The organism is Cryobacterium sp. Y62 (assembly GCF_002929785.1).
Lineage (GTDB): Bacteria > Actinomycetota > Actinomycetes > Actinomycetales > Microbacteriaceae > Cryobacterium.
On the sequence record NZ_PJJK01000121.1, the window covers coordinates 1 to 20,072 of the forward strand.

19 protein-coding genes are annotated in these 20,072 nt (G+C 63.7%); 2 read left to right on the forward strand and 17 right to left on the reverse strand.

Features of this window, described 5'->3' with window-relative positions; all coding sequences use genetic code 11:
- Window positions 1-165 precede the first annotated feature (165 nt).
- Both CXY71_RS19320 and tyrS read right to left on the reverse strand, forming a co-directional pair.
- Window positions 166-705 (reverse strand): GNAT family N-acetyltransferase, encoded by a 540-nt coding sequence (locus CXY71_RS19320; RefSeq protein WP_104139443.1) that lies wholly within the window; start codon window positions 703-705, stop codon window positions 166-168.
- A gap of 60 nt (window positions 706-765) precedes the next feature.
- Window positions 766-2,067 carry a tyrosine--tRNA ligase gene (tyrS, locus tag CXY71_RS19325; RefSeq protein WP_104139446.1) on the reverse strand — a complete coding sequence of 434 codons (1,302 nt, stop codon included), beginning with the start codon at window positions 2,065-2,067 and terminating at the stop codon, window positions 766-768.
- 114 nt (window positions 2,068-2,181) lie between these two features.
- Here tyrS and CXY71_RS20790 point away from each other — a divergent pair, with 114 nt between their 5' ends.
- The gene (locus tag CXY71_RS20790; RefSeq protein ID WP_146071806.1) at window positions 2,182-2,688 is read left to right on the forward strand and encodes a hypothetical protein; all 507 of its coding nucleotides are present in this window, start codon (window positions 2,182-2,184) and stop codon (window positions 2,686-2,688) included.
- 49 nt (window positions 2,689-2,737) lie between these two features.
- Here CXY71_RS20790 and CXY71_RS19335 read toward each other — a convergent pair whose 3' ends face one another.
- From CXY71_RS19335 to CXY71_RS22245, 7 genes are all read right to left on the reverse strand, one after another.
- Window positions 2,738-2,950 (reverse strand): hypothetical protein, encoded by a 213-nt coding sequence (locus CXY71_RS19335; protein ID WP_104139452.1) that lies wholly within the window; start codon window positions 2,948-2,950, stop codon window positions 2,738-2,740.
- Window positions 2,951-2,952: 2 nt separating this feature from the next.
- A complete protein-coding gene (gene argH / locus CXY71_RS19340; RefSeq protein ID WP_104139455.1) occupies window positions 2,953-4,389 on the reverse strand; it encodes an argininosuccinate lyase in 1,437 nt (478 codons plus the stop codon).
- Window positions 4,390-4,396: 7 nt separating this feature from the next.
- On the reverse strand, window positions 4,397-5,596 hold the full coding sequence (locus tag CXY71_RS19345) for an argininosuccinate synthase (RefSeq protein ID WP_104139458.1): 1,200 nt from the start codon (window positions 5,594-5,596) through the stop codon (window positions 4,397-4,399).
- 183 nt (window positions 5,597-5,779) lie between these two features.
- A complete protein-coding gene (argF, locus tag CXY71_RS19350) occupies window positions 5,780-6,709 on the reverse strand; it encodes an ornithine carbamoyltransferase (protein ID WP_104140005.1) in 930 nt (309 codons plus the stop codon).
- 217 nt (window positions 6,710-6,926) lie between these two features.
- Window positions 6,927-8,567, reverse strand: a complete 1,641-nt coding sequence (locus tag CXY71_RS19355; RefSeq protein WP_104139461.1) for an AMP-binding protein — start codon at window positions 8,565-8,567, stop codon at window positions 6,927-6,929.
- Between the two features lie 89 nt (window positions 8,568-8,656).
- A complete protein-coding gene (locus CXY71_RS19360) occupies window positions 8,657-9,139 on the reverse strand; it encodes an MFS transporter (protein WP_233198435.1) in 483 nt (160 codons plus the stop codon).
- On the reverse strand, window positions 9,085-9,345 hold the full coding sequence (locus CXY71_RS22245) for a hypothetical protein (protein WP_233204738.1): 261 nt from the start codon (window positions 9,343-9,345) through the stop codon (window positions 9,085-9,087). The genes CXY71_RS19360 and CXY71_RS22245 overlap by 55 nt, the downstream gene beginning before the upstream one ends.
- Window positions 9,346-9,412: 67 nt before the next feature.
- On the opposite strand from CXY71_RS22245, the gene CXY71_RS19365 reads away from it, so the two are divergent.
- Window positions 9,413-10,039, forward strand: a complete 627-nt coding sequence (locus CXY71_RS19365) for a TetR/AcrR family transcriptional regulator (RefSeq protein ID WP_104139464.1) — start codon at window positions 9,413-9,415, stop codon at window positions 10,037-10,039.
- Window positions 10,040-10,117: 78 nt separating this feature from the next.
- On the opposite strand, the gene CXY71_RS19370 is transcribed toward CXY71_RS19365, so the two are convergent.
- The 8 genes from CXY71_RS19370 to CXY71_RS19405 all read right to left on the reverse strand — a co-directional run bounded on the left by CXY71_RS19370 (window position 10,118) and on the right by CXY71_RS19405 (window position 20,043).
- On the reverse strand, window positions 10,118-11,308 hold the full coding sequence (locus CXY71_RS19370; RefSeq protein ID WP_104139467.1) for an acetylornithine transaminase: 1,191 nt from the start codon (window positions 11,306-11,308) through the stop codon (window positions 10,118-10,120).
- Window positions 11,305-12,219 (reverse strand): acetylglutamate kinase, encoded by a 915-nt coding sequence (argB, locus tag CXY71_RS19375; RefSeq protein WP_104139470.1) that lies wholly within the window; start codon window positions 12,217-12,219, stop codon window positions 11,305-11,307. The genes CXY71_RS19370 and argB overlap by 4 nt, the downstream gene beginning before the upstream one ends.
- Window positions 12,220-12,221: 2 nt before the next feature.
- Window positions 12,222-13,403 (reverse strand): bifunctional glutamate N-acetyltransferase/amino-acid acetyltransferase ArgJ, encoded by a 1,182-nt coding sequence (gene argJ / locus CXY71_RS19380; protein ID WP_104139473.1) that lies wholly within the window; start codon window positions 13,401-13,403, stop codon window positions 12,222-12,224.
- The gene (locus tag CXY71_RS19385) at window positions 13,400-14,518 is read right to left on the reverse strand and encodes an N-acetyl-gamma-glutamyl-phosphate reductase (protein ID WP_104139476.1); all 1,119 of its coding nucleotides are present in this window, start codon (window positions 14,516-14,518) and stop codon (window positions 13,400-13,402) included. The genes argJ and CXY71_RS19385 overlap by 4 nt, the downstream gene beginning before the upstream one ends.
- Window positions 14,519-14,742: 224 nt before the next feature.
- On the reverse strand, window positions 14,743-17,406 hold the full coding sequence (gene pheT, locus CXY71_RS19390; RefSeq protein WP_104139479.1) for a phenylalanine--tRNA ligase subunit beta: 2,664 nt from the start codon (window positions 17,404-17,406) through the stop codon (window positions 14,743-14,745).
- The gene (gene pheS, locus CXY71_RS19395) at window positions 17,406-18,464 is read right to left on the reverse strand and encodes a phenylalanine--tRNA ligase subunit alpha (protein WP_104139482.1); all 1,059 of its coding nucleotides are present in this window, start codon (window positions 18,462-18,464) and stop codon (window positions 17,406-17,408) included. The genes pheT and pheS overlap by 1 nt, the downstream gene beginning before the upstream one ends.
- 20 nt (window positions 18,465-18,484) lie before the next feature.
- A complete protein-coding gene (locus CXY71_RS19400) occupies window positions 18,485-19,399 on the reverse strand; it encodes an amino acid ABC transporter permease (protein WP_104139489.1) in 915 nt (304 codons plus the stop codon).
- On the reverse strand, window positions 19,396-20,043 hold the full coding sequence (locus tag CXY71_RS19405; RefSeq protein WP_104139492.1) for an amino acid ABC transporter permease: 648 nt from the start codon (window positions 20,041-20,043) through the stop codon (window positions 19,396-19,398). Before CXY71_RS19405 ends, CXY71_RS19400 begins: the two co-directional genes overlap by 4 nt.
- Window positions 20,044-20,072: the final 29 nt, after the last annotated feature.

Consider the following 20,072-nt stretch of genomic DNA (forward strand, 5'->3'; position numbering starts at 1 on the left):
CCAACCAACCACAAAACCAGGACCGCAAACCACCCCACGCCGGTCCGATGGCCATCTCGACAAGCTCGATCAACGAAATGGAAACATTCCGCAGACAAGCCCATACACGACGCTGCTACCAGGCCGACGCGCATGGGGTGGGGTGCCGCATCCACTCAGGGAGCGCTAGTTCGTCGGAGCCTCGGTCACGAAAAGCTCGCTCACCGAGCTGTAGTACTGGTCGGTTGTCCCCTTATGCGTCATACCAATGCGCAGGCAGACCCGCTGTGACGGGCGATTACTCGGGGTGGTCACGGCCACCACCCGGTCGAGTCCCGTCTTCCAGCCTTCGGCTAGTACAGCGGATGCAGCCTCGGTCGCGTAGCCATGGTGCCATGCTTTCGGGTGAAAGTGCCAGCCGATCTCGGTATCCCCCGACGGTTCAAGCGGCGTGACCGGGCTCGATGCCGGAATCGACTTGAGCAGCAGGTTGCCGAAAATTTCGCCGGTGTCGGCATCCGTTACGGCTCTGATGGCGTGAATGGGGTGATCCATTCCCTGCCACCGGGTAATCACCGCGATCGCTTCGGCGCGATCGGTCATCACCCGCGGATGCAGCCCGATGTGTTGCTGCACAGACCACAACGAGTACAGCCCGAAGACAAAGTCGGTGTCATCGAGGCTCCAGGGGCGCAGCAGCAAGCGTTCGGTTCGAAGAGTGTCCACTTCGACATTTTGCCACTCGCACCTGCCCGATCCCTCTACCGAGCTCACACCTCGCGAAAGCTACTCCACGAAAATGCCGGCGAGGGTCTTCTTGCCGCGGCGCAGTACAGCCACTCCCCCGGGAAGCACTGATCCTTCGATGGTCAAGTCAACGCTCGTGACCTTCTCGTTGTTCAGGTAGACCCCGCCCTGCTGTACCGCGCGGCGCGCGTCACCGAGGCTCTTCGACAACTCCGTGTCGACGAGCAACTGCAACACGGTGGCGTGCGGCGCCGTCGTCGTGTGCGGAAGTTCGCGCAGCGCGGCCTCAAGGGTATCGGGGTCGAGTTCGGCAAGGTCGCCCTGGCCGAACAGCGCCTCGGCAGCGTGGAGGGCAGCATTCGTCGCCGCCTGGCCGTGCACGAGACTGGTCACCTCGAAGGCGAGTCGGCGTTGCGCCTCACGACGAAACGGTTCGTTTTCGACGAGCTCGGCGAACCTCTCGATTTCGATGCGGGACAGAAATGTGAATACCTTGAGCCGAAAGATCACGTCGGCATCGTCGGTGTTCAGCCAGAATTGGTAAAAGGCGTAGGGGCTCGTCAGGTTCGGGTCGAGCCAAACCGCGTTTCCCTCGCTCTTACCGAATTTGGTGCCGTCGCTGTTGGTGATGAGCGGCGTACCGATCGCGTGCACGCTGCCGTTTTCCGCCCGACGGATGAGATCAGTTCCGCTCGTGAGATTGCCCCACTGATCACTGCCGCCGGTCTGCAACACGCAGCCGTAGCTGCGGAACAGTTCGAGGTAGTCAAGGCCCTGCAGAATCTGGTAGCTGAATTCGGTGTAGCTGATGCCGGCATCAGAATTCAAGCGCGCGCTGACGGCATCCTTCTTGAGCATCGTACCGACGCGGTAGTACTTTCCGATTTCGCGCAGAAAATCGATCGCGCTGAGCGGTGCGGTCCAGTCCAGGTTATTCACCAGGGTGACGGCATTGTCGCCCTCTGCGCTCAAGAACCGCGAAACCTGAGCCTGCAGGTAGCCGACCCATTCGGCGACGGTGTCGGTCGGGGTCAGGGTGCGCTCGGCGGTCGGGCGCGGATCCCCGATGAGTCCGGTGGATCCGCCGACCAGTCCAAGCGGATGGTGTCCAGCCAGTTGCAAGCGACGCATCAGCAATAGCTGCACGAGATTGCCCAGGTGCAGGCTCGGCGCGGTCGGATCGAATCCACAGTAATAGGTGATCGGGTCACCATCGAGCAGCGTTTTGAGCTCGCTCTCGTCGGTGGAGACGTGTACAAGGCCGCGCCACTTGATCTCCTCCCAGACGGAATCGAAGGAAGGGTCATTGGTCTGCTGGGCGAGGATGGTTGGGTCTGACACGCGTTCAGATTACCAGCCAGAAACAAGCCACCTACGGTGCGGCCGAAGGGAGGCAGCCAGAACGCGCCCCTATTCCGTCTCCTGTCCTACTTTTCAGCCAGTAATGTCAGTATCGTGACCCTGCTCGCCTGTGTACTTCTGACCGCTGCTGGCGTTGCTGGAACCATTGGAACATTCAGCCGCCGCTCGGTGGCAGCAACCCTCTGTGGTGTTGCGGTGCTCGCGCTCCTCGGCGGTTGTTTATCTGTCGCTGCCTTGGGTACACCGTTTGAACAGGAACTTCGCTGGTGGGTCACAATTTCAGCGATCGCATCAGCAACTATGGGAGGTGGTCCGGTAGTTCAAGCAACCTTGAAGCTCGCTCTGCGCAAGGACCCTGCCCCGGCTGGTGAGGCTCTTCCCGCCACCGTGTGGATCGGAATGATCGAGCGATTTGGGTTTGTTTTGGCCCTCCTTCTCGGCCTTCCTGAAGTGGCAGCGATACTTCTGGGCATAAAAGCGCTCGGACAATACACTTCATCGTCCAATCACGTCCCCGCCATGAGGATCTTAGGAACACTCACCAGTATCTCGTGGGCGCTCATTTGCTTCGCGGTCGTTGCGATGGGATTTCCACAGTAGATCTGAGAATGAAATCGAGCAACCGGTATCTGAGCCGTGCACTCGCGCTTCAACCCGGTTGGTTTTCGCTGAATTCTCTCTGGGCGGCGAGGCGCGGGGTTACGTGGTCGCAATAACGCGCAGCATCCTGCCCGGCGTGCTCTTTCACCTTCTGTTGAACATCAGCGGCAGCCTCACCAACCATGATGTTTTCTGGCACACGGTTCTCGTCAGCGGCATGGTCATCGTCCTGACTCTCCAGCAGGCCCGGCGCGAATGCCACGGCTACCGGCTGAGCGCTGTCGTCAGGTCGCGTACCCGGTTGACCAGGTGGGCGCGCTGCTCGGCGACCCGCACAGGGGCGGTTCCGGCGACGCCGTCGCGGCTGTCGACCGATCCGCGAATGGTGAGCACCTCTCGCACCTCAGGAACAAGGTGCGGCGAAATGGCCAGCAGCGCCTCGTCGTCGACCTCGTGCAGGTCGAGTCCGTTCGTTTCGGCGAACTTCACCAGCGAACCGGTGATTTCGTGCGCATCGCGGAACGAAACGTGGCGTTTAACCAGCCATTCCGCAACATCCGTTGCGAGGGAAAACCCCTGCGGCGCGAGCTCGGCCATCCGCTCGGTGTGAAAAGTCATGGTCGCGACCATACCGGTGAAGGCGGGCAGCAGTACTTCGAGGGTCTGGATCGAGTCGAAGACCGGCTCTTTGTCTTCCTGCAGGTCGCGGTTGTAGGCGAGTGGCAGGCCCTTGAGCGTGGTGAGCAGCCCGGTAAGGTTGCCGATCATTCGGCCGGACTTGCCACGGGCGAGCTCGGCGATGTCGGGATTCTTCTTCTGCGGCATGATCGACGAGCCGGTGGAATAAGCGTCGTCGAGGGTGACGAAACCGAATTCGCGGGTGTTCCAGAGAATGATCTCCTCGGCCAGGCGGGACATATCGATGCCGATTTGCGCGGTGATGTAGGCAAATTCGGCGACCAGGTCACGGCTCGCGGTGCCGTCGATGGAATTTTCCACCACGGCGGAGAAGCCCAGATCGGTCGCCACTCGCGTCGCGTCAAGACCGAGGGTGTTGCCGGCGAGGGCGCCAGAACCGTAGGGGGACGCATCCGCTCGCCGACCCCAGTCCACGAAGCGGTCGAGGTCGCGTACCAGCGGCCAGCAGTGCGCCAACAAGTGGTGGGCGAGCAGCACCGGCTGGGCGTGCTGCAGGTGCGTGCGGCCGGGCATAATGGCGGTTTCGTGAACTTCGGCCTGCGTGGCGAGGGCATCGATCAGTTCGATGACGAGGGAGGCGAGGACTGCGGCATGGTCGCGCAGCCACATGCGCACGAGCGTTGCGACTTGGTCATTGCGGCTGCGGCCGGCGCGAAGTTTGCCGCCCACTTCGACGCCGATGATGTCGATGAGGCCACGCTCGAGGGCGGAGTGCACGTCTTCATCGGCCTCGGTCGGCTGAAATTCGCCGGCCAGGACGGCGCGCTCGAGTTCTTCGAGCGCGCCGACCATCAGGGTCAATTCGGTGTCGGTGAGATATCCGGCTGCGGCGAGGGCCCTGGCGTGCGCGCAGCTGCCCTGCAGGTCGTATTCGGCCAGCATCCAGTCGAACTGGGTCGACTTGCTCAGCCGTGCCAATTCCGGCGACGGTCCCCCGGCGAAACGGCCGCCCCAGAGGGCGCCCGCCTTGCCGGCGCGGTTCGCATTCTTCTCACTCGACACAGATGCCCTACTTCGCGGCGGAGTCGCGTCGTGCGGCGACCTTGCTCGGCAGCGACCACAGCTCGATAAAGCCCTTGGCCATGGACTGATCGAAGGAGTCGCCGGTGTCGTAAGTGGCAAGGTTGAAGTCGTACAGGCTGGTCGTGCTCGAACGGCCGGTGACGACGGCACTGCCAGCGTGCATTTTCAAACGGATGTCGCCGGTCACGTACTTCTGCGTGTCCTCGATGAACGCATCGAGGCTCTTCTTTAAACCGGAGAACCAGAGACCGTCGTAGACGAGCTCAGCCCATTTGCTCTCGACGCCACGCTTGTAGCGGGCAACGTCGCGCTCGAGGGTCATGTTTTCGAGCTCTTCGTGGGCGGCGATCAGGGCGATACCGGCCGGAGCCTCATAGATCTCGCGGCTCTTGATGCCGATCAGGCGGTCTTCGACGATATCGATGCGGCCGACACCTTGATCGCCGGCGAGGCGGTTCATGAGCTGGATCATCTGGAGCGGGGTGACTTTCTTGCCGTCGATGGCGACGGGCACGCCCTGCTCGAAGGAGATGACAACCTCGGTCGGGGCGCGGGTAACCGACGGGTCCTGCGTGTAGGTATAGAGGTCTTCGCTCGGTGCGTTCCACGGGTCTTCGAGGAATCCAGTTTCCACGGCGCGACCCCAGACGTTCTGGTCGACCGAGTACGGGCTCTTCTTGGATTGCACGATGGGCAGGTCGTGCTTGGCGGCGTACTCGATGGCTTTGTCCCGGGTCAGCGCGAAGTCGCGCACCGGGGCGAGCGAGGTCAGTTCGGGAGCGAGGGCGGCGACAGCCGCTTCGAAGCGAACCTGGTCGTTGCCCTTGCCGGTGCAGCCGTGGGCGACGCTGTCCGCGCCGAGTTCCTTGGCGGTCGAGGCGAGGTACTTGGCGATCAGCGGACGGCTGATGGCCGAAACGAGCGGATAACGCTTCTGGTATAGAGCGTTCGTCTTGAGCGTCGGCACGATGTAGTCGTTCGCGAACTCGTCCTTGGCGTCGATGACGATGGATTCGACAGCGCCGCAATCGAGGGCGCGTTGACGGATCACGTCCATGTCTTCGCCCTCCTGCCCCACGTCGACGGCGAGGGCTACGACCTCTTTACCGGTGGCATCTTTGAGCCAGCCGATACCGACCGAGGTATCCAGTCCGCCCGAGTATGCGAGTACAACGCGTTCCGCCATGGTTCTCCCTAAAATCTTGATCTGACTAAAGTTTACGTGCTGGGGCGCTGGCCCCTGTCGCCCGCTGAGAACCGATACTCTTTCTGCGCCCGGGGCCGGAAAACGGGCCCATGATCTATCGCGGGCCGCGTTGCCGGGCCTGGGCCGCGCCGGCTCCAGAGCGGATGGGCACGGGCGCGGCGGTCAGGCCACGTTGTGGGCGAGCAGCCAGACCAGTAGGGCCTTCTGGGCGTGCAGGCGGTTCTCCGCCTCATCCCAGATGATGCTCTGCGGGCCGTCGATGACCTCGGCGGTCACCTCGTAGCCGCGGTCGGCCGGCAGGCAGTGCATGAAGTGCGCGCCGGGCTTGGCCAGGGCCAACAGAGCCGCATCGACTCGGTACTCACCGAGGTCACCGAGTCGCGTGGCCTTCTCCTCTTCCTTACCCATCGACACCCAGGTGTCGGTGATGACCACATCGACACCGGTGACGGCCTCGCGCGGGTCAGTGAACAGGGCGACCGAGCCGCCGGTGCGGGCAGCGATGGCCGTCGCATCCGCTACGACCTGATCGGTGGGGGTGTACCCGACCGGGGACGCGATGCGCACGTGCATGCCGGCGGTGGCGCCGGCGAGCAGGTAAGACTGGCCCATGTTGCAGGCGCCGTCGCCGAGAAATGCGAGAGTTTGGCCGGCCAAATCTCCGCGGTGTTCACGGATGGTGAGCAGGTCGGCGAGCAGCTGGCAGGGGTGAAAATCGTCACTGAGCGCGTTGATGACGGGCACCGTCGTGCCAAGCGCCATCTCCTCGAGCCCGGCTTGGCCGTAGGTGCGCCAGACGATCGCGGCGACCTGGCGTTCGAGCACGCGAGCGGTGTCGGCGGCGGTCTCCTTGCCACCGAGCTGGCTGTTCGCGGTGCTGATGATGAGGGGGCTGCCGCCGAGGTCGGCGATACCGACCGCGAAGGACACCCGGGTGCGTGTTGAGGACTTGTCGAAAATGACCGCGACGGTCTGCGGGCCGGCGAGCGGGCGCACCGCGAATCGGTCTCGCTTCAGTTCCAGGGCCAGGTCGAGAATCTCGGCCTGTTCGGCCGGGGAGATGTCGTCGTCGCGCAGGAAATGGCGGGTCACGGTGTCACTTTCGAAGAATTGACGATATTGCGCGGCATGCGAAACGGGTCGGACTCGCGCAAAGTGGGATTCATCCACCCTAGCGGGAGTTTTCAGGTCAGGCGCGTTCAAACTTTGAAAAGTACTGGTCAGGTCATTTTTTGTCACCTGGTTGGGTACCTGTGCCCAGTCCGACCCGATGATGGATCGGGCTGAGCTCGTCTTCGACCGGCAAGTGTTAGGTGCCCAGGCCCATTCTGGCGATGGCCTCCTCGCGCATGGCGATCTTTCGGATTTTGCCGGAAACCGTCAGGGGAAAGCTGTCTCGCACGTTCGTGAAGCGCGGGATCTTGAAGTGCGCCAGACTGCCGCGGCAGAACTCCGCCACGTCATCGGCGGAAAGTGCTGCGGCCCCGGGCTTGAGGATGATGCAGGCCACCAGTTCCTCGCCGTACTTCTCATCGGGCACCCCGATCACCTGCACGTCCTGGATGGAGGGGTGCCGGTAGAGGAAATCCTCGACCTCCCGTGGATAAATGTTTTCCCCACCGCGGATCACCATGTCCTTGATCCGGCCCTCGACAGCGACATACCCGTCCTGATCCATGCTGGCCAGATCCCCGGTATGAATCCAGCCGTCTTGGTCAATCGCCTCGGCCGTCATCTCGGGCTGGTTCCAATAACTTTGCAAAACACTGTATCCGCGCGTGCAGAGCTCACCGATCTGGCCGCGCTTCACCGTTTCGCCGGTGTCCGGATCGACGATCTTATTCTCGAGGTGGGGCATCGTCAGGCCTACGGTTGAGGTTCTGCGTTCGATGTTGTCCCCTTGACGGGTCATCGTGGACACGGGGGATGTCTCGGTCATGCCGTAGCAAATGGCGACGTCTTTCATGTTCATTTCTTCGATGACGCGCTTCATGACCTCGGCCGGGCAGCTTGTCCCGGCCATCACCCCGGTGCGCAGGGTCGAGAGGTCGTAATCAGCAAAGCCTGGCAGCGCCAGTTCGGCGATGAACATGGTGGGAACACCGTAGAGCGAGGTTCCCTGGTGCTCTTGCACGGCTTGCAGAGTAGATGCCGGAGCGAAGCTGCGACCCGGGAGAATGGCTGCGGCCCCGTGCGAGTAGATGTTGAGGTTACCAATCACCATGCCGAAGCAGTGGTAGAACGGCACCGGCAGCACAACGCGATCGTGTTCGGTGTAGTTGAGCATTTCGCCGATGAAGAAGGCGTTGTTGAGAATATTACGGTGTGTGAGCGTGGCACCCTTGGGAAAGCCTGTTGTTCCGGAGGTGTACTGCAGGTTGATCGGGTCGGCGGCCTCGAGGTCGGCCATGCGGGCGGCGAGCGCGACCGGGGCGACGTCCGTGGCCGCCACGACCACCTGGTCGTAGGTGTACTCGTTCTCCTGGCAGGCGTCGCCGTCGATGAACACGAGCTCTCGAAGCTCCGGGCAGCTCTGCAGGGCCGCCCTTGCCATGGCTGTGTAGTCGCTGTACCGATCCGATGGTGCGGTGATGAGCATCCGCATGCCGCATTGGTTGACCACGAATTCCAGTTCGCCGAGCCGGAAGGCTGGATTCACGTTCACCAGCACCGCACCGATCTTGGCGGTGGCGTATTGCACAATGGTCCACTCGGCGCAGTTGGGTGACCAGATTCCCACCCGGTCACCGCGCGCGATCCCCAACGCCAAGAGGCCCCGCGCGAGCGCGTCCACGGCCGCGTTCAGACCGGCGTACGTCCACTTTCGCCCGGTGACTACCTCGATCAGCGCGTCACGCGTCGGGAATCGGGCGACGGTCTGCTCGAAATGCGTGCCGATCGTGCACTCCAGCAGCGGCTGATCCGATGGCGCGTTGGTGTATGACAGCATTCACAATCTCCTTTAATCGGATGGTTTCATTCCAGCTACGAGAAACTTGAACCGGCCGACCAGAATCAGCTTGCGTCGGCCGTGGTGGCTTAGGTGCTGGAGTACGTGTTGGCGATGCAGCGATAGGCGCCCGTGCTGATCATCGATCCGGTGGTGAGCAATATCTGCTTCGGGTAGGTCGTGATTGCGGTCAGGAGCGGCACCTTCGCCTCACTCTTGGTGGCTTTGACGTTCACCAAAGACAGAGTCTTTTCGAGCTTGAGCCGGATGGAGAGGCCGATCGCCACCAAGACGACGCTGATCAGAAAGGGGACCCGCCACTCCCACGACATGAACTGATCTTTCGAAAGTTGCGACACTCCAAGAATCGCGATCGTGGCGAGCAGCAGCCCGGCCGGAACGCCGACCTGCGGCAGGCTCCAGTACAGACCGCGTTTACTGGGCGGTGCGTATTCGCCGGCGGTCAGCACTGCGCCGCCCCACTCGCTGCCGGTACTAAATCCCTGGATGAGTCGCATCAGAACCAGCAGAATCGGGGCCCAAGCACCGATGGACGCATACGTCGGGAGCAGACCGCGAAGGTAGAGAACGCCAGCAGGGTGCCGGTGACCGGGGCGGCGGGTGGGAAGAACAGCGCCCCAAAGACCAAGGCTGCGGCGGAGCCGTACAGCATGAAGTCGGACCGCTCGATCGTGGTGCCGATGAGAACGGATGCGGCGACGCGCCGAAGCGGCCACGAGGTGGCGGGAGCTTGCAGAATTTGAGTCATGAGAATCATTACCTCTTTGTAATGGAATGACACTCTAAACTAACGAATGTTCATTCGTTACGGTATACCGTGAACTATGACTCGGTCAAGAACCTTGAATCGCGCGGCGGTGCTGCAAGCGGCTTCGAGCCTGTTCGCCGACCGTGGCTATCATGGCACGTCGATGCGCGACCTGGCCGACGCGCTTGGGGTCGTGGCCCCGAGCCTCTACAACCACGTGCAGTCCAAGCAGGACATCCTGGTGGAGATCATGATGACGACGATGGATCGCGCCCTCGAGGCCATGGATCACACTCTGAACGGCGTCGCCGACGCGAGCACACGGCTGTTTCGGGCTACGGAGTCTCTCGTGCTGCAGTCCCTGCGTCATCCCGACGATGTGACGGTGTGTCGCGCCGAGATTTATTGCCTGGACGAGCCGAATCGAACCCGTGTGATCGATAAACGACGCAGTTATACCGGGCGCATCCTCGAGATTATCGAGCTGGGCTGCGCAGAGACTCGTTTCAACATTGACGTGCCGTACGTGGCGGCCTTTGCCGTGGTCGAGATGGGCAACAACGCCAAAGCGTGGTTCCACCAGGACGGCGGAATATCCGACATCGACGTGGCTCGGCACTATGGGAGGTTCGCGCTGCGTATCGTGGGTGCTGAAACCGATTCGATTCTCCCCGACGAAAATGCTGCACCCGCAAGTTCTTGACCCGCGGTCAGCGACTTCAGGTGCAGCTGAGCCGCTCAGCCGATCAGCGGGTAACGCCCGACTTCTGGCCGCCAGAGACTAAAGGCTGGCCAAGGCACGCCCGAACCGCGCTTGGAAGTCGGCGAGTTCGGCGTCGCCCACGATCAGCGGCGGCGCAATGCGAATGCTGGTCTCGTTGGCGGCGTTAACGATGAGGCCCTGGGCGAGCGCGGCCGCGCCCAGCTTCAACGCCACCGGTTCGGTCAGGCCGACGCCGAGTAGCAGGCCACGTCCGCGCACCTCTTCGATCAATGGCGAGTGAAAGCCGAGAATAATCTCGCGCAGTTGGTGGCCGCGGCGGGCGGCGTTGGCGGCGAGATCGTCGCGTTCGATCACGCCGAGAACGGCGTTGGCGGTCGCGGTCACGAGCGGGTTGCCGGCGAACGTCGAGCCGTGCTGGCCCCGACTGAACAGCTCGGAGGCCCAGCCGAAGGTGACGAGCGCGCCAATGGGAACGCCGCCGCCCATTCCCTTGGCCATGGTGACGGCATCCGGAAGAATATCAGCGTGGTTATAAGCGAACCAGGCGCCGGTGCGGGCGACGCCGGTCTGGATTTCATCGAGGATGAGCAGCACGCCGTGCTCGGTGCACAGTTCGCGCGCACGCTTCAGATAACCATCTGGCAGATCGATGACGCCGGCCTCGCCCTTGACCGGTTCAAGAAATAGTGCAGCAACGGTGTTGTCGATGGTCGCTTCGAGCGCCTTGATCGTGCTGTCGATGTGTTCGACACCGCCGGGCACCGGTTCGAAGGCCTCGCGCATGTGCGGTTTGCCAGAGAGTGCGAGGGCTCCCATGGTACGGCCATGGAAGGAATCGTGTAGCGAAACAATGCGGGTGCGGTGGCCTTTATTGTTGAGGCGGGCCAGTTTGAACGCGGCCTCGTTGGCCTCGGCACCGGAATTGCAGAAGTAAACCCGGCCCGTCTCGCCGGCGCCGGTGATGCGCTTGAGACGTTCGGCCAGATCAATCTGCGGCGGGGTTGCGAAATAGTTGGAGACGTGGCTGATCGTGCCGATCTGCCTGGTCACGGCCGCGACGACCTCGGGGTGCGCGTGGCCGAGCGAGTTCACAGCGATGCCGGCCAAAAAGTCGAGATACTTCGTGCCCTTCTCGTCCCAGACGTAGCAGCCCTCACCGCGCACGAGCATCGCCAGCGGAGGACTGAAAGTGCGCATCATCGCGTCGGCGAACCGGTTCTGCCAGGGTTTTTCTGCGGACAAACTCATGCGGGTACTACCTCCGTGCCGATGCCGCTTCCAGTAAAAATTTCAAGCAGGATCGAGTGCGGCACTCGCCCGTCGATGATCGCGGCTTTAGCGACGCCGCCGTCAACGGCGTCGAGGCAGGCCGTCATTTTGGGAATCATGCCCGATTCCAGCGCAGGCAGCAGGTCTCGCAGCTCAGTGACGTCGATGATCGACACCAGCGAATCCCGGTTCGGCCAGTCTCGGTACAGCCCCGCAACGTCGGTGAGAATCACGAGCTTGGCCGCGCCGAGCGCGATCGCGAGCGCGGCAGCAGCAGCGTCGGCGTTGACGTTGAGGGATTGGCCCGGGACATCCGTATCGGGCGCGATCGACGAGACCACCGGAATGCGGCCGGCCGCGAGCTGCGCGAGCACCGCTTCGGGGTCGACGCCGATGACGTCGCCGACCAATCCGAGGTCGACCTCTTCGCCGTCGATGACCACGCCACGGCGTCTTCCACGGAACAGGCCGGCGTCTTCGCCGCTGAGTCCGGCGGCGAGCGGGCCATGCTGGTTGATGTGGCTGACCAGGTCACGGTTGATCTGGCCGGTGAGCACCATGCGCACCACGTCCATCGCTTCGGGCGTCGTCACCCGGTAGCCGCCGCGAAATTCACTCTCGATGCCGAGACGCGCCAACATGGCCGAGATCTGCGGGCCGCCGCCGTGCACGACGACCGGGCGGATACCGGCGTAGCGCAGGTAGACCATGTCTTCGGCGAACGCACGCTGAAGCTCTTCGCTCACCATGGCGTTGCCACCGAACTTCACAACGATGATCTGGTCGTGAAAGCACTTGAGCCATGGCAGCGCTTCGATCAGCGTCGCCGCTTTAACGGATGCCTCGGCCTGGCTGGTCTCGTCGGCGCTAGTTCTCGGTGTTTCGGTCATGATCAGCTCGAGTACGCGCTGTTCTCTTCGACGTAGTCGTGGGTGAGATCGTTGGTCCACAGCGTGGCCGTTTCACTGCCCGCGTGCAGGTCGATCAGCACGGTGACGGCTCGGCCCGAGAGGTCGACGAGTTCGCGCGGTTGGTCGGGCTCCCCTGCTGTGCACACCTGAACACCATTGATGGCGACGTCAATGCCGTACGGGTCGAAGGCGGCGTCGTTGAGCGGTACCGTGCCGACGGCGGCGAGCACGCGGCCCCAGTTCGGGTCGTTGCCGAAGATGGCTGATTTGAACAGGTTGCTGCGCGAGACGGCGCGGGCCACGATGACGGCTTCATCGTCGGAGACCGCGTTGGTGACCGTGATCGCCACGTCATGCGCGGCGCCCTCGGCGTCACCCTGCAGCTGCAGGACCAGGTCGCGGCAGATGTCGGTGAGCGCTGCGGTGAATTCCACGTGGTCGGTGAGGACGGCACTCGCGCCGGAGCAGAGCAGGCTCACTGTGTCGTTGGTCGACATGCAGCCATCGGAATCGAGGCGGTCGAAGGTGACCCGGGTCGCCGCGCGAAGTGCTGTGTCGAGGTCGGCCGAGTCGAGCACGGCGTCGGTAGTGATGACGACGAGCATCGTAGCCAGGCCCGGCGCGAGCATACCGGCACCTTTGGCCATGGCGCCGATGCTCCAGCCGTGAGGCGAGGTATGTGAGGCTTGCTTCGGACGAGTGTCGGTGGTCATGATCGCCTGCGCGGCCAGGAGGCCGGCGGCGGGCGTAGTGGCCGCATCCGTTTTGATAGCGAGGGTGGCGTCCCAGACGCCGGCGGTGACGAGGTCGAGGTCGAGCTGTTCCCCGATCAATCCGGTAGAGCAAACCAGAACGTCGCCGGACGAGATGTCGAGGCGAGTCGCGACGGCTTCGGCCGTGGCGTGGGTGGTCTGAAAGCCGATACTGCCGGTGTAACAATTAGCGCCGCCGGAGTTAAGAACGATCGCGCTGACGCGGCCGTCGCTCATGACCTGGGTGCTCCAAATGACGGGGTTGGCCTGACAGCGGTTGCTCGTGAACACCGTCGCGGCGTTTTGCAGCGGACCGAGATTCTGCACGAGGGCGAGGTCGAGCCCGCCAGATTTTTTCAGGCCGGCGGTGACACCGGCAGCAGCAAAACCAGCGGGAAGGGTGACACTCACGGAGCAACTCCATTCAGGGTCAAACCGAGCGTTTCGGTCAGGCCCAGGGCAATGTTGGCGGATTGGATGGCAGCGCCGGCGGTGCCCTTGACCAGATTGTCGATCGCGGTGATCGTGACCACTCGGCCGGCTGCTTCGTCGATGGCCAGGCCGATCAGAGCGGTGTTGGCTCCGAGGACGTCAGCCGTGCGCGGAAAGCGCCCTTCGGGCAGCAGGTGCACGAACGGTTCGTCGGCGTAGGCGTTCTGCCAGGCGGCGCGCACCGCGGCGGCGCTTGTGCCCGGCACGATGCGGGCGGTCGCCGTCGAGAGGATGCCGCGCGCCATCGGCACGATCACCGGGGTGAAGGAGATGGTGGCGTCTTTTGCCGAAGTGGCGGCGGGGCTCGTCGTTGCGGCCGCGTCGCTGGTGGCGAATCGGCCAGTCCTATCAACAGGAGCGGCGGCGGCCCAGCGTAGTGATTGCACGATTTCGGGAATGTGGCGATGGGTGCCGCCGACAGCGTAGGGGTTGGCCGAACCGAGGATCTCGGCCGCGAGGTTCGGAAGCTTGAGGCTCTTTCCGGCTCCGCTCGGGCCGACAGCAAGCACGGCGACGAGGTCCTGCGCTTCGATCACGCCGGCCTGGATTCCGGGGGCCAGGGCGAGGGCGACGGTGCTGGCGTTGCAGCCGGGAGCGGCGATTCGACGAGCGCCGACGATTTTGTCGCGCTGCTTGCCGTGGGCGGTGGGTAGTTCGGGTACGCCGTAGGTCCAGGCGCCGAAGTAGTCGCCGCCGTAGAAGGCGGCCCAGTCTTCGGAATTTTCGAGGCGGTGGTCGGCTCCGCAGTCGATGACGAGGGTCTCGGCGGGCAGGTGCGCCGTGAGCTCGCCGGATTTTCCGTGCGGCAGGGCCACGAAGACCACGTCGTGGCCGCTCAGATTCTTTGACGTCGTGTCGACGAGGGTCAGGCGCGCGAGAGAACGCAGCGATGGTTGCACATCGATCAGGCGCTGCCCGGCGTTGCTGTGCGCGGTAACCGTGCGCACCTCGAACTCAGGATGACCGGCGAGCAGCCGCAGCAGTTCGCCGCCCGCATACCCGCTCGCGCCCGCCACTGCCACCGAAAACACCATGGGTTAAACCTAGCGCGGCCCCGGCGGCCCCGTTTGCCCGGCGGCGCGCAGAGTAACGGGCGGGGCATCCACTCGCCGTCGCGTTCCCGATATGGCTCGCGGCACGCATTTGAGAAGCCAGCACGTGTTCAAACCAGTGCCAACTTCCCAAACACATGCCACGACGAGCCGATGCCGCGGGCCGACCCCGAAGGTCGGGCCGCGGCATCCGCTTCAGGCCAGCCTCACTCGCGGAGGGCCGCTCCGAAGCGGTCTGCGGCCAACGCGACACCGGACAGGCGGGCGGCGCTCGCCTCGGCGGCGGTCAACGTACGCTCCTCGCCGCGAAAACGAAGCGCGAACGTGAGCGATTTCTGACCAGGGTCGACCCCGGCACCGCGATAGTCGTCGACGAGCTCGATGCTCTCGAGCAGATCGCCGGCACCCTCCGCGACGGCCGAACGCAGGTCGGCAGCCGGCACGGAAGCCGAAACGACGAGCGAGAGATCCTGCGTGGCGGCGGGCATCGTACGGATCGGCGTGACCGAAAGATCGCCGTCGGCCTGCGCGAAGACGAGCGCGAGGTTGATCTCCGCGACGGCAACGACAGCGGGCAGGTCGTAGTCGTCGGCAACCGCCGGGAGCAGCTCTCCGGCGAACCCGACCGACACGGTTAAGCCTGCCACCGTCGACGCCGAATCGGTCGAAGCCGCTGCGACCGCGGTCGGCACGGTCACGAACAGTTCTGCAGTACGGCCCGGGTGCATCGCCGGGTGCCGCCCCTGGCGAACCTCGATGCGCACGCCGGTAGCCAGCGCCACCTGCTGCACAGCGGCCAACGCTGACTGCCAACCCGCGGCAACCGCGGGGAGGCCCGGCTGGTGCCGCACGTCGTTGCCAACAAGAACGACTCCGACCAGGAGCGGTTGCGGCACAATTCCCGCGTTCAGCGCCGCCTCGGCCTCGGCGCTCGGGCGCTGCGCCCCGGCCGGGAGCACGGCCGTGCCGTAGCTCACTCCAGCCTCGGGCCGAAACACCGGACCCTGCTCATAAATGGCGACGTCAACCAGTCCGCGTGAACGGTTTCGATGTGCGATCTGTAACATGCCCGGCAACATGGACGTGCGCAGGAACGGCGCCTCACCGTCGAGCGGGTTCGCGACCTTCACCTGCACCACAGAAACCGGAACCGAAACCGGGGTAGCGGATGCCGCACCCGCGTCGGCAACACCGGCGCCAGCATCCGCTTCACCAGCTGAAACAGCCGATGAAACGGCCACGCCGAACAGATTGTTGGCCCGCTCGGAGACGAACGGGTAGGTCAGCACCTCGGTGTGACCGGTGGCCGCCAGGGTGTGTGCGACAGTGCGGCGCAAAGTCTGCGTACGGGTCAGGCCGCGGCCGGGCGGTGCAACGGGCAGCACCGAGGGGATGCGGTCGTAGCCGACGATACGGGCGACCTCCTCGGCAAGGGTCCACTTATCGGTGAGGTCAGGGCGCCAGCTCGGCGGGGTGACCTGCAGGTCGCCGTCAACTTCGGCCAGCGAAGCACCGACGTCGACCAGGGCATCGCGCACTTCGTCGCCGGTGTAGGCGAGGCCGATCAGGCCCGATACGAACCCGGTCGGCAGCAGAATCGGCTGCGGCACCAGAGCCTCATCGTAGACCGAACCGAGATCGTCGGCGACTCCCCCCGCGAGGTCCACGAGCAGCTGCACGACGCGGGCGGCAGCGACAGCGGCCACACGCGGGTCGACGCCGCGTTCAAACCGTTTGCTCGCCTCGCTCGGCAGCTTGTGGCGGCGGGCCGAGCGTCCGATCGACACCGGGTCGAAGTTCGCGGCCTCGACCAGCACGTTGACGGTCGTCTTGCTGATCTCGGTGTTCGCCCCGCCCATCACGCCGGCCAAACCTATAGGTCCGGATTCGTCGGTGATCAGCAGGTCCTCGACACTGAGCGTGCGGGAGACCGCGTCGAGCGTGGTTAACTTCTCACCAGCGGTCGCGCGCCGCACGATGATACCGCCCTGCAGTTTGTCGAGATCGTAGCCATGCAACGGCTGGCCGAGCTCAAACATCACATAGTTGGTCACGTCGACGACCAGCGAGATCGAGCGGATACCGACCAGTCCCAGCCGCGCGATCATCCAGGCCGGAGTCGGCCGGGTCGGGTCAACTCCGCGCACAACGCGAGTCACGAACACGCTCGCTCCGGCACGGTCCCGAATCGGAGCCTGGTCGTCGATCGTGACCGGAAAGCGGGTGACCGGCGCCACGACCGTCAGGGCGAGCGCAGGGTCGCGAAACGGCACTCCGGTGGCATGCGAATATTCGCGGGCGACGCCACGAATAGAGAAAGCGTAGCCACGGTCGGGGGTGACGTTGATCTCGACGGCGCTGTCATCCAGGCCGAGCAACGGGATCGCATCCGTTCCCACCGGAGCGTCAATGCCGAGCGAAGAGAGCAGCAGAATTCCGTCGTACTCGTCGCCGAGACCGAGCTCACGAGCCGAGGCGATCATGCCGTCGGAGACGTGGCCATAGGTCTTTCGGGCCGCGATTGGAAACGGACCGGGCAGCGAAGCGCCGGGCAGGGTCACGACGACCTTGTCGCCGACGGCGAAGTTGTGTGCGCCGCAGATGATGCCGTGGATGGCCGGGCCGCCGTCGGCAGCGAGTTCGCCGTCGGGCGCTACGCGCACCTGGCACCAGTTGATGGTCTTGCCGTTGGTCTGCTCTTCGCCGACGAATTCGAGGACCTCGCCGACCACGATCGGGCCGGAGACCTCGAATCGGTGGATGTCTTCCTCTTCGAGGCCGACACTCACGAGCGCCGCATGCACGTCTTCCGGCGTGGTACCGGAGGCGAGGTCGACGAATTCGCCGAGCCAGGACAGTGGTACCCGCATTAGACCGTCATCCCATACTGCTGGCTGAACCGAATATCGCCTTCGACCATGTCGTGCATGTCCTTTACGTCATTTCTAAACATCAGTGCGCGCTCAACGCCGACCCCGAACGCGAACCCAGAATAGACCTCGGGATCGATTCCGGCGGCGCGCAGCACGTTGGCATGCACCATGCCGCAGCCGCCCCACTCGATCCAGCGTGCACCTTCCTTGAAGGTGGGGTGCCAGACATCGAGCTCCGCACTGGGTTCGGTGAACGGAAAGTAATTAGGGCGCAGACGCACCTTTGCTTCTGGACCAAACAGGGCCTGCACGAAGTGATCGAGCGTGCCGCGCAGGTTGGCCATGGTGAGGCCCTTGTCGATGGCAATGCCCTCGATCTGGTGGAACACGGGCGTGTGCGTGGCATCGAGTTCGTCGGTACGAAACACCCGTCCGGGCGCAACCACATAGACCGGCAATTCCCGGCTCAGCAATGCGCGCAGTTGCACGGGCGAGGTTTGCGTGCGCAGGACAAGATGGGCGTCCGTCGGTTCGACGAAGACGGTGTCTTGCATGGCCCGGGCGGGGTGGTCTTCGTCGAAGTTGAGCCCGTCGAAGTTGAACCATTCGCTCTCGAGCTCTGGCCCCTCGGCCACTTCCCAGCCCATGGCCACGAACACGTCGGCGGCTCGTTCGCTGAGCAGCGAAATCGGATGCCGCGCCCCGGCTTTCCAAGCGGATGCCGCAGCTGTCACATCCACCGTTTCGGCGAGGAGCCGGGCGGCCGCTTCAGCCATGCCGATCTCGTCTTCGCGGGCGGTCAACGCCTTAGTGACGGTGCCGCGGGCCTGGCCGACAAGCTTTCCAACGGCAGCCTTCTGGTTTCCGGGCACGCTGCGCATCAGCGCGTTGAGCTTCGACAATGGCGACGACTCCCCCGCATGCTCGCTGCGCACAAGCTTGAGCGCGGCGGTCGTTGTGGCGACGGCGATGGCGGCTAATGCCGCGTCAACCGCGGCGTTCACTGCCTCTTCGGTAATGGCGGGTGGGTCGATGGGACCAGCGGAATCAGACACAGTCCCTGAGTTTACCCGCCTTAGAAGGTCTGGCTTTTGCTCCGAGCACCCAGCGCTTGCGGGTCGACCCGGTCAGGGTCAGCCGGAGGTGTCGAGTCCTCGTCGGTGACGCTGCCCGCCTGCGGCCCGGTGCGCTTGGCAATTCTGCGTGCCAGCCAGGACAGTGAAAGGTTCATGGTCAGATAGATAGCGAGCACAATGAAGAAAAACGAGAACTTGTACTGTTCGCCGAAGAAGTTGGCAAGCTGGTTGAGCCCGGCCCGAAGCAGTTCGTTGTAGCCCACGATAAAGGCCAGTGACGTGTCCTTGAGCAACACCACCAGCTGGGCGATGATGATCGGCAGCATCTGGCGAAAAGCCTGCGGGAACTCGATGCGGAACCGCGTGGCCACCGGGGTCAGCCCGATGGCAAGCCCAGCCTCTCGCTGCCCGCGCGGCAGGGCGTTGATCCCAGCGCGGAGTGCCTCACCGATGATGGCGCCATTATACACCGACAGGGCGGCCACACCCGCCCAGAACGACCCGGTCGCGAACACCAGCAGGATGAAAAGCATCATGAGCAGCACGGGCATACCGCGGAAGAATTCGAGCAGCACAGTGGTGGGCACCCGGATCCAAGCAGATGCCGACAAACGCCCAAAGGAGAACAGCACTCCGATCACCAGCGCGAAGACGGCGGCGACCGCGGCCATACGCAAGGTCGCAAGCGCGCCGAACCCGAGGGTACGCCAGACCAGCAGGTCGTTGAAGACGTCCCAGCGACTGATATCCCACAAGCCAGGCTCCACCGCCCCGTTGGCGCTGATCTTGGGCAGGCCGAGCAACACGATCAGGGCGAGAAAACCACCGGCCAGGACGATCGTTCCGAGAACGGAGATGAGACGCGATCGCGCGCGGGACTTCGGCCCGGGGGCGTCGTACAGTACAGAACTCATCGGAGCACCGCCACCTTCTTCTCGATCCTGCCAGCGATAAGGCCAAGAGGAATGGTGATCACCAGGTAGAACGCTGCGACCGCAAGCAGGATAGGGATAACGGCATCACCGCGGTCGTTGGTCACTTTACGGGCGGCACCGAACAGCTCGAAGACGAAGAACGCACCGGCGACAGAGGTGTTCTTGGTAAGAGCGATGAGCACATTGATCAGTGGTGGCACCACCATGCGGATGGCCTGGGGCATCACCACGAAGGTGAGCGTCTGCCCGAAGGTGAGGCCCACACTGCGTGCTGCTTCGGCTTGCCCCACGTGCACGCCGTTGACGCCGGACCGAAGTGCCTCGGCGACGAAGGGCGAGGTGTAAACCGTGAGCCCGATGGCTGCCAGCTGGAAGTATCCGGGGCTGAACTCCAGCAGCGGCAGGAGGTAGGCGCAAAAGAACAGTACGAGCGTCAGCGGGGTATTGCGAACCAGTTCCGTGTAGGCGGTTGCGAACACGCGAAATGACGAAATCGGTGAGATGCGCATGGCGGCGACGATCAGGCCGATTACGGATGCACCGATGCCGGCGATGATGAGCAGGCCCAGTGTGTTCCGGAAGCCTTCCAGGAACAGCGGCAGGTTGTCGATGACTGCGTCCACAACTCACCTCCTCGTCTTTTGTCTGTCTG

Bases quoted from the DNA above. Each gene is read 5' to 3' on its own strand.
- CXY71_RS22245 (WP_233204738.1), bottom strand. From the start codon at position 9,345: ATGATTCTCATGACTCAAATTCTGCAAGCTCCCGCCACCTCGTGGCCG.
- CXY71_RS19365 (WP_104139464.1), top strand. From the start codon at position 9,413: ATGACTCGGTCAAGAACCTTGAATCGCGCGGCGGTGCTGCAAGCGGCT.
- argB (WP_104139470.1), bottom strand. From the start codon at position 12,219: ATGACCGAAACACCGAGAACTAGCGCCGACGAGACCAGCCAGGCCGAG.
- pheT (WP_104139479.1), bottom strand. From the start codon at position 17,406: ATGCGGGTACCACTGTCCTGGCTCGGCGAATTCGTCGACCTCGCCTCC.
- CXY71_RS19370 (WP_104139467.1), bottom strand. From the start codon at position 11,308: ATGAGTTTGTCCGCAGAAAAACCCTGGCAGAACCGGTTCGCCGACGCG.
- CXY71_RS19345 (WP_104139458.1), bottom strand. From the start codon at position 5,596: ATGGCGGAACGCGTTGTACTCGCATACTCGGGCGGACTGGATACCTCG.
- CXY71_RS19400 (WP_104139489.1), bottom strand. From the start codon at position 19,399: ATGAGTTCTGTACTGTACGACGCCCCCGGGCCGAAGTCCCGCGCGCGA.
- CXY71_RS19355 (WP_104139461.1), bottom strand. From the start codon at position 8,567: ATGCTGTCATACACCAACGCGCCATCGGATCAGCCGCTGCTGGAGTGC.
- CXY71_RS19385 (WP_104139476.1), bottom strand. From the start codon at position 14,518: ATGGTGTTTTCGGTGGCAGTGGCGGGCGCGAGCGGGTATGCGGGCGGC.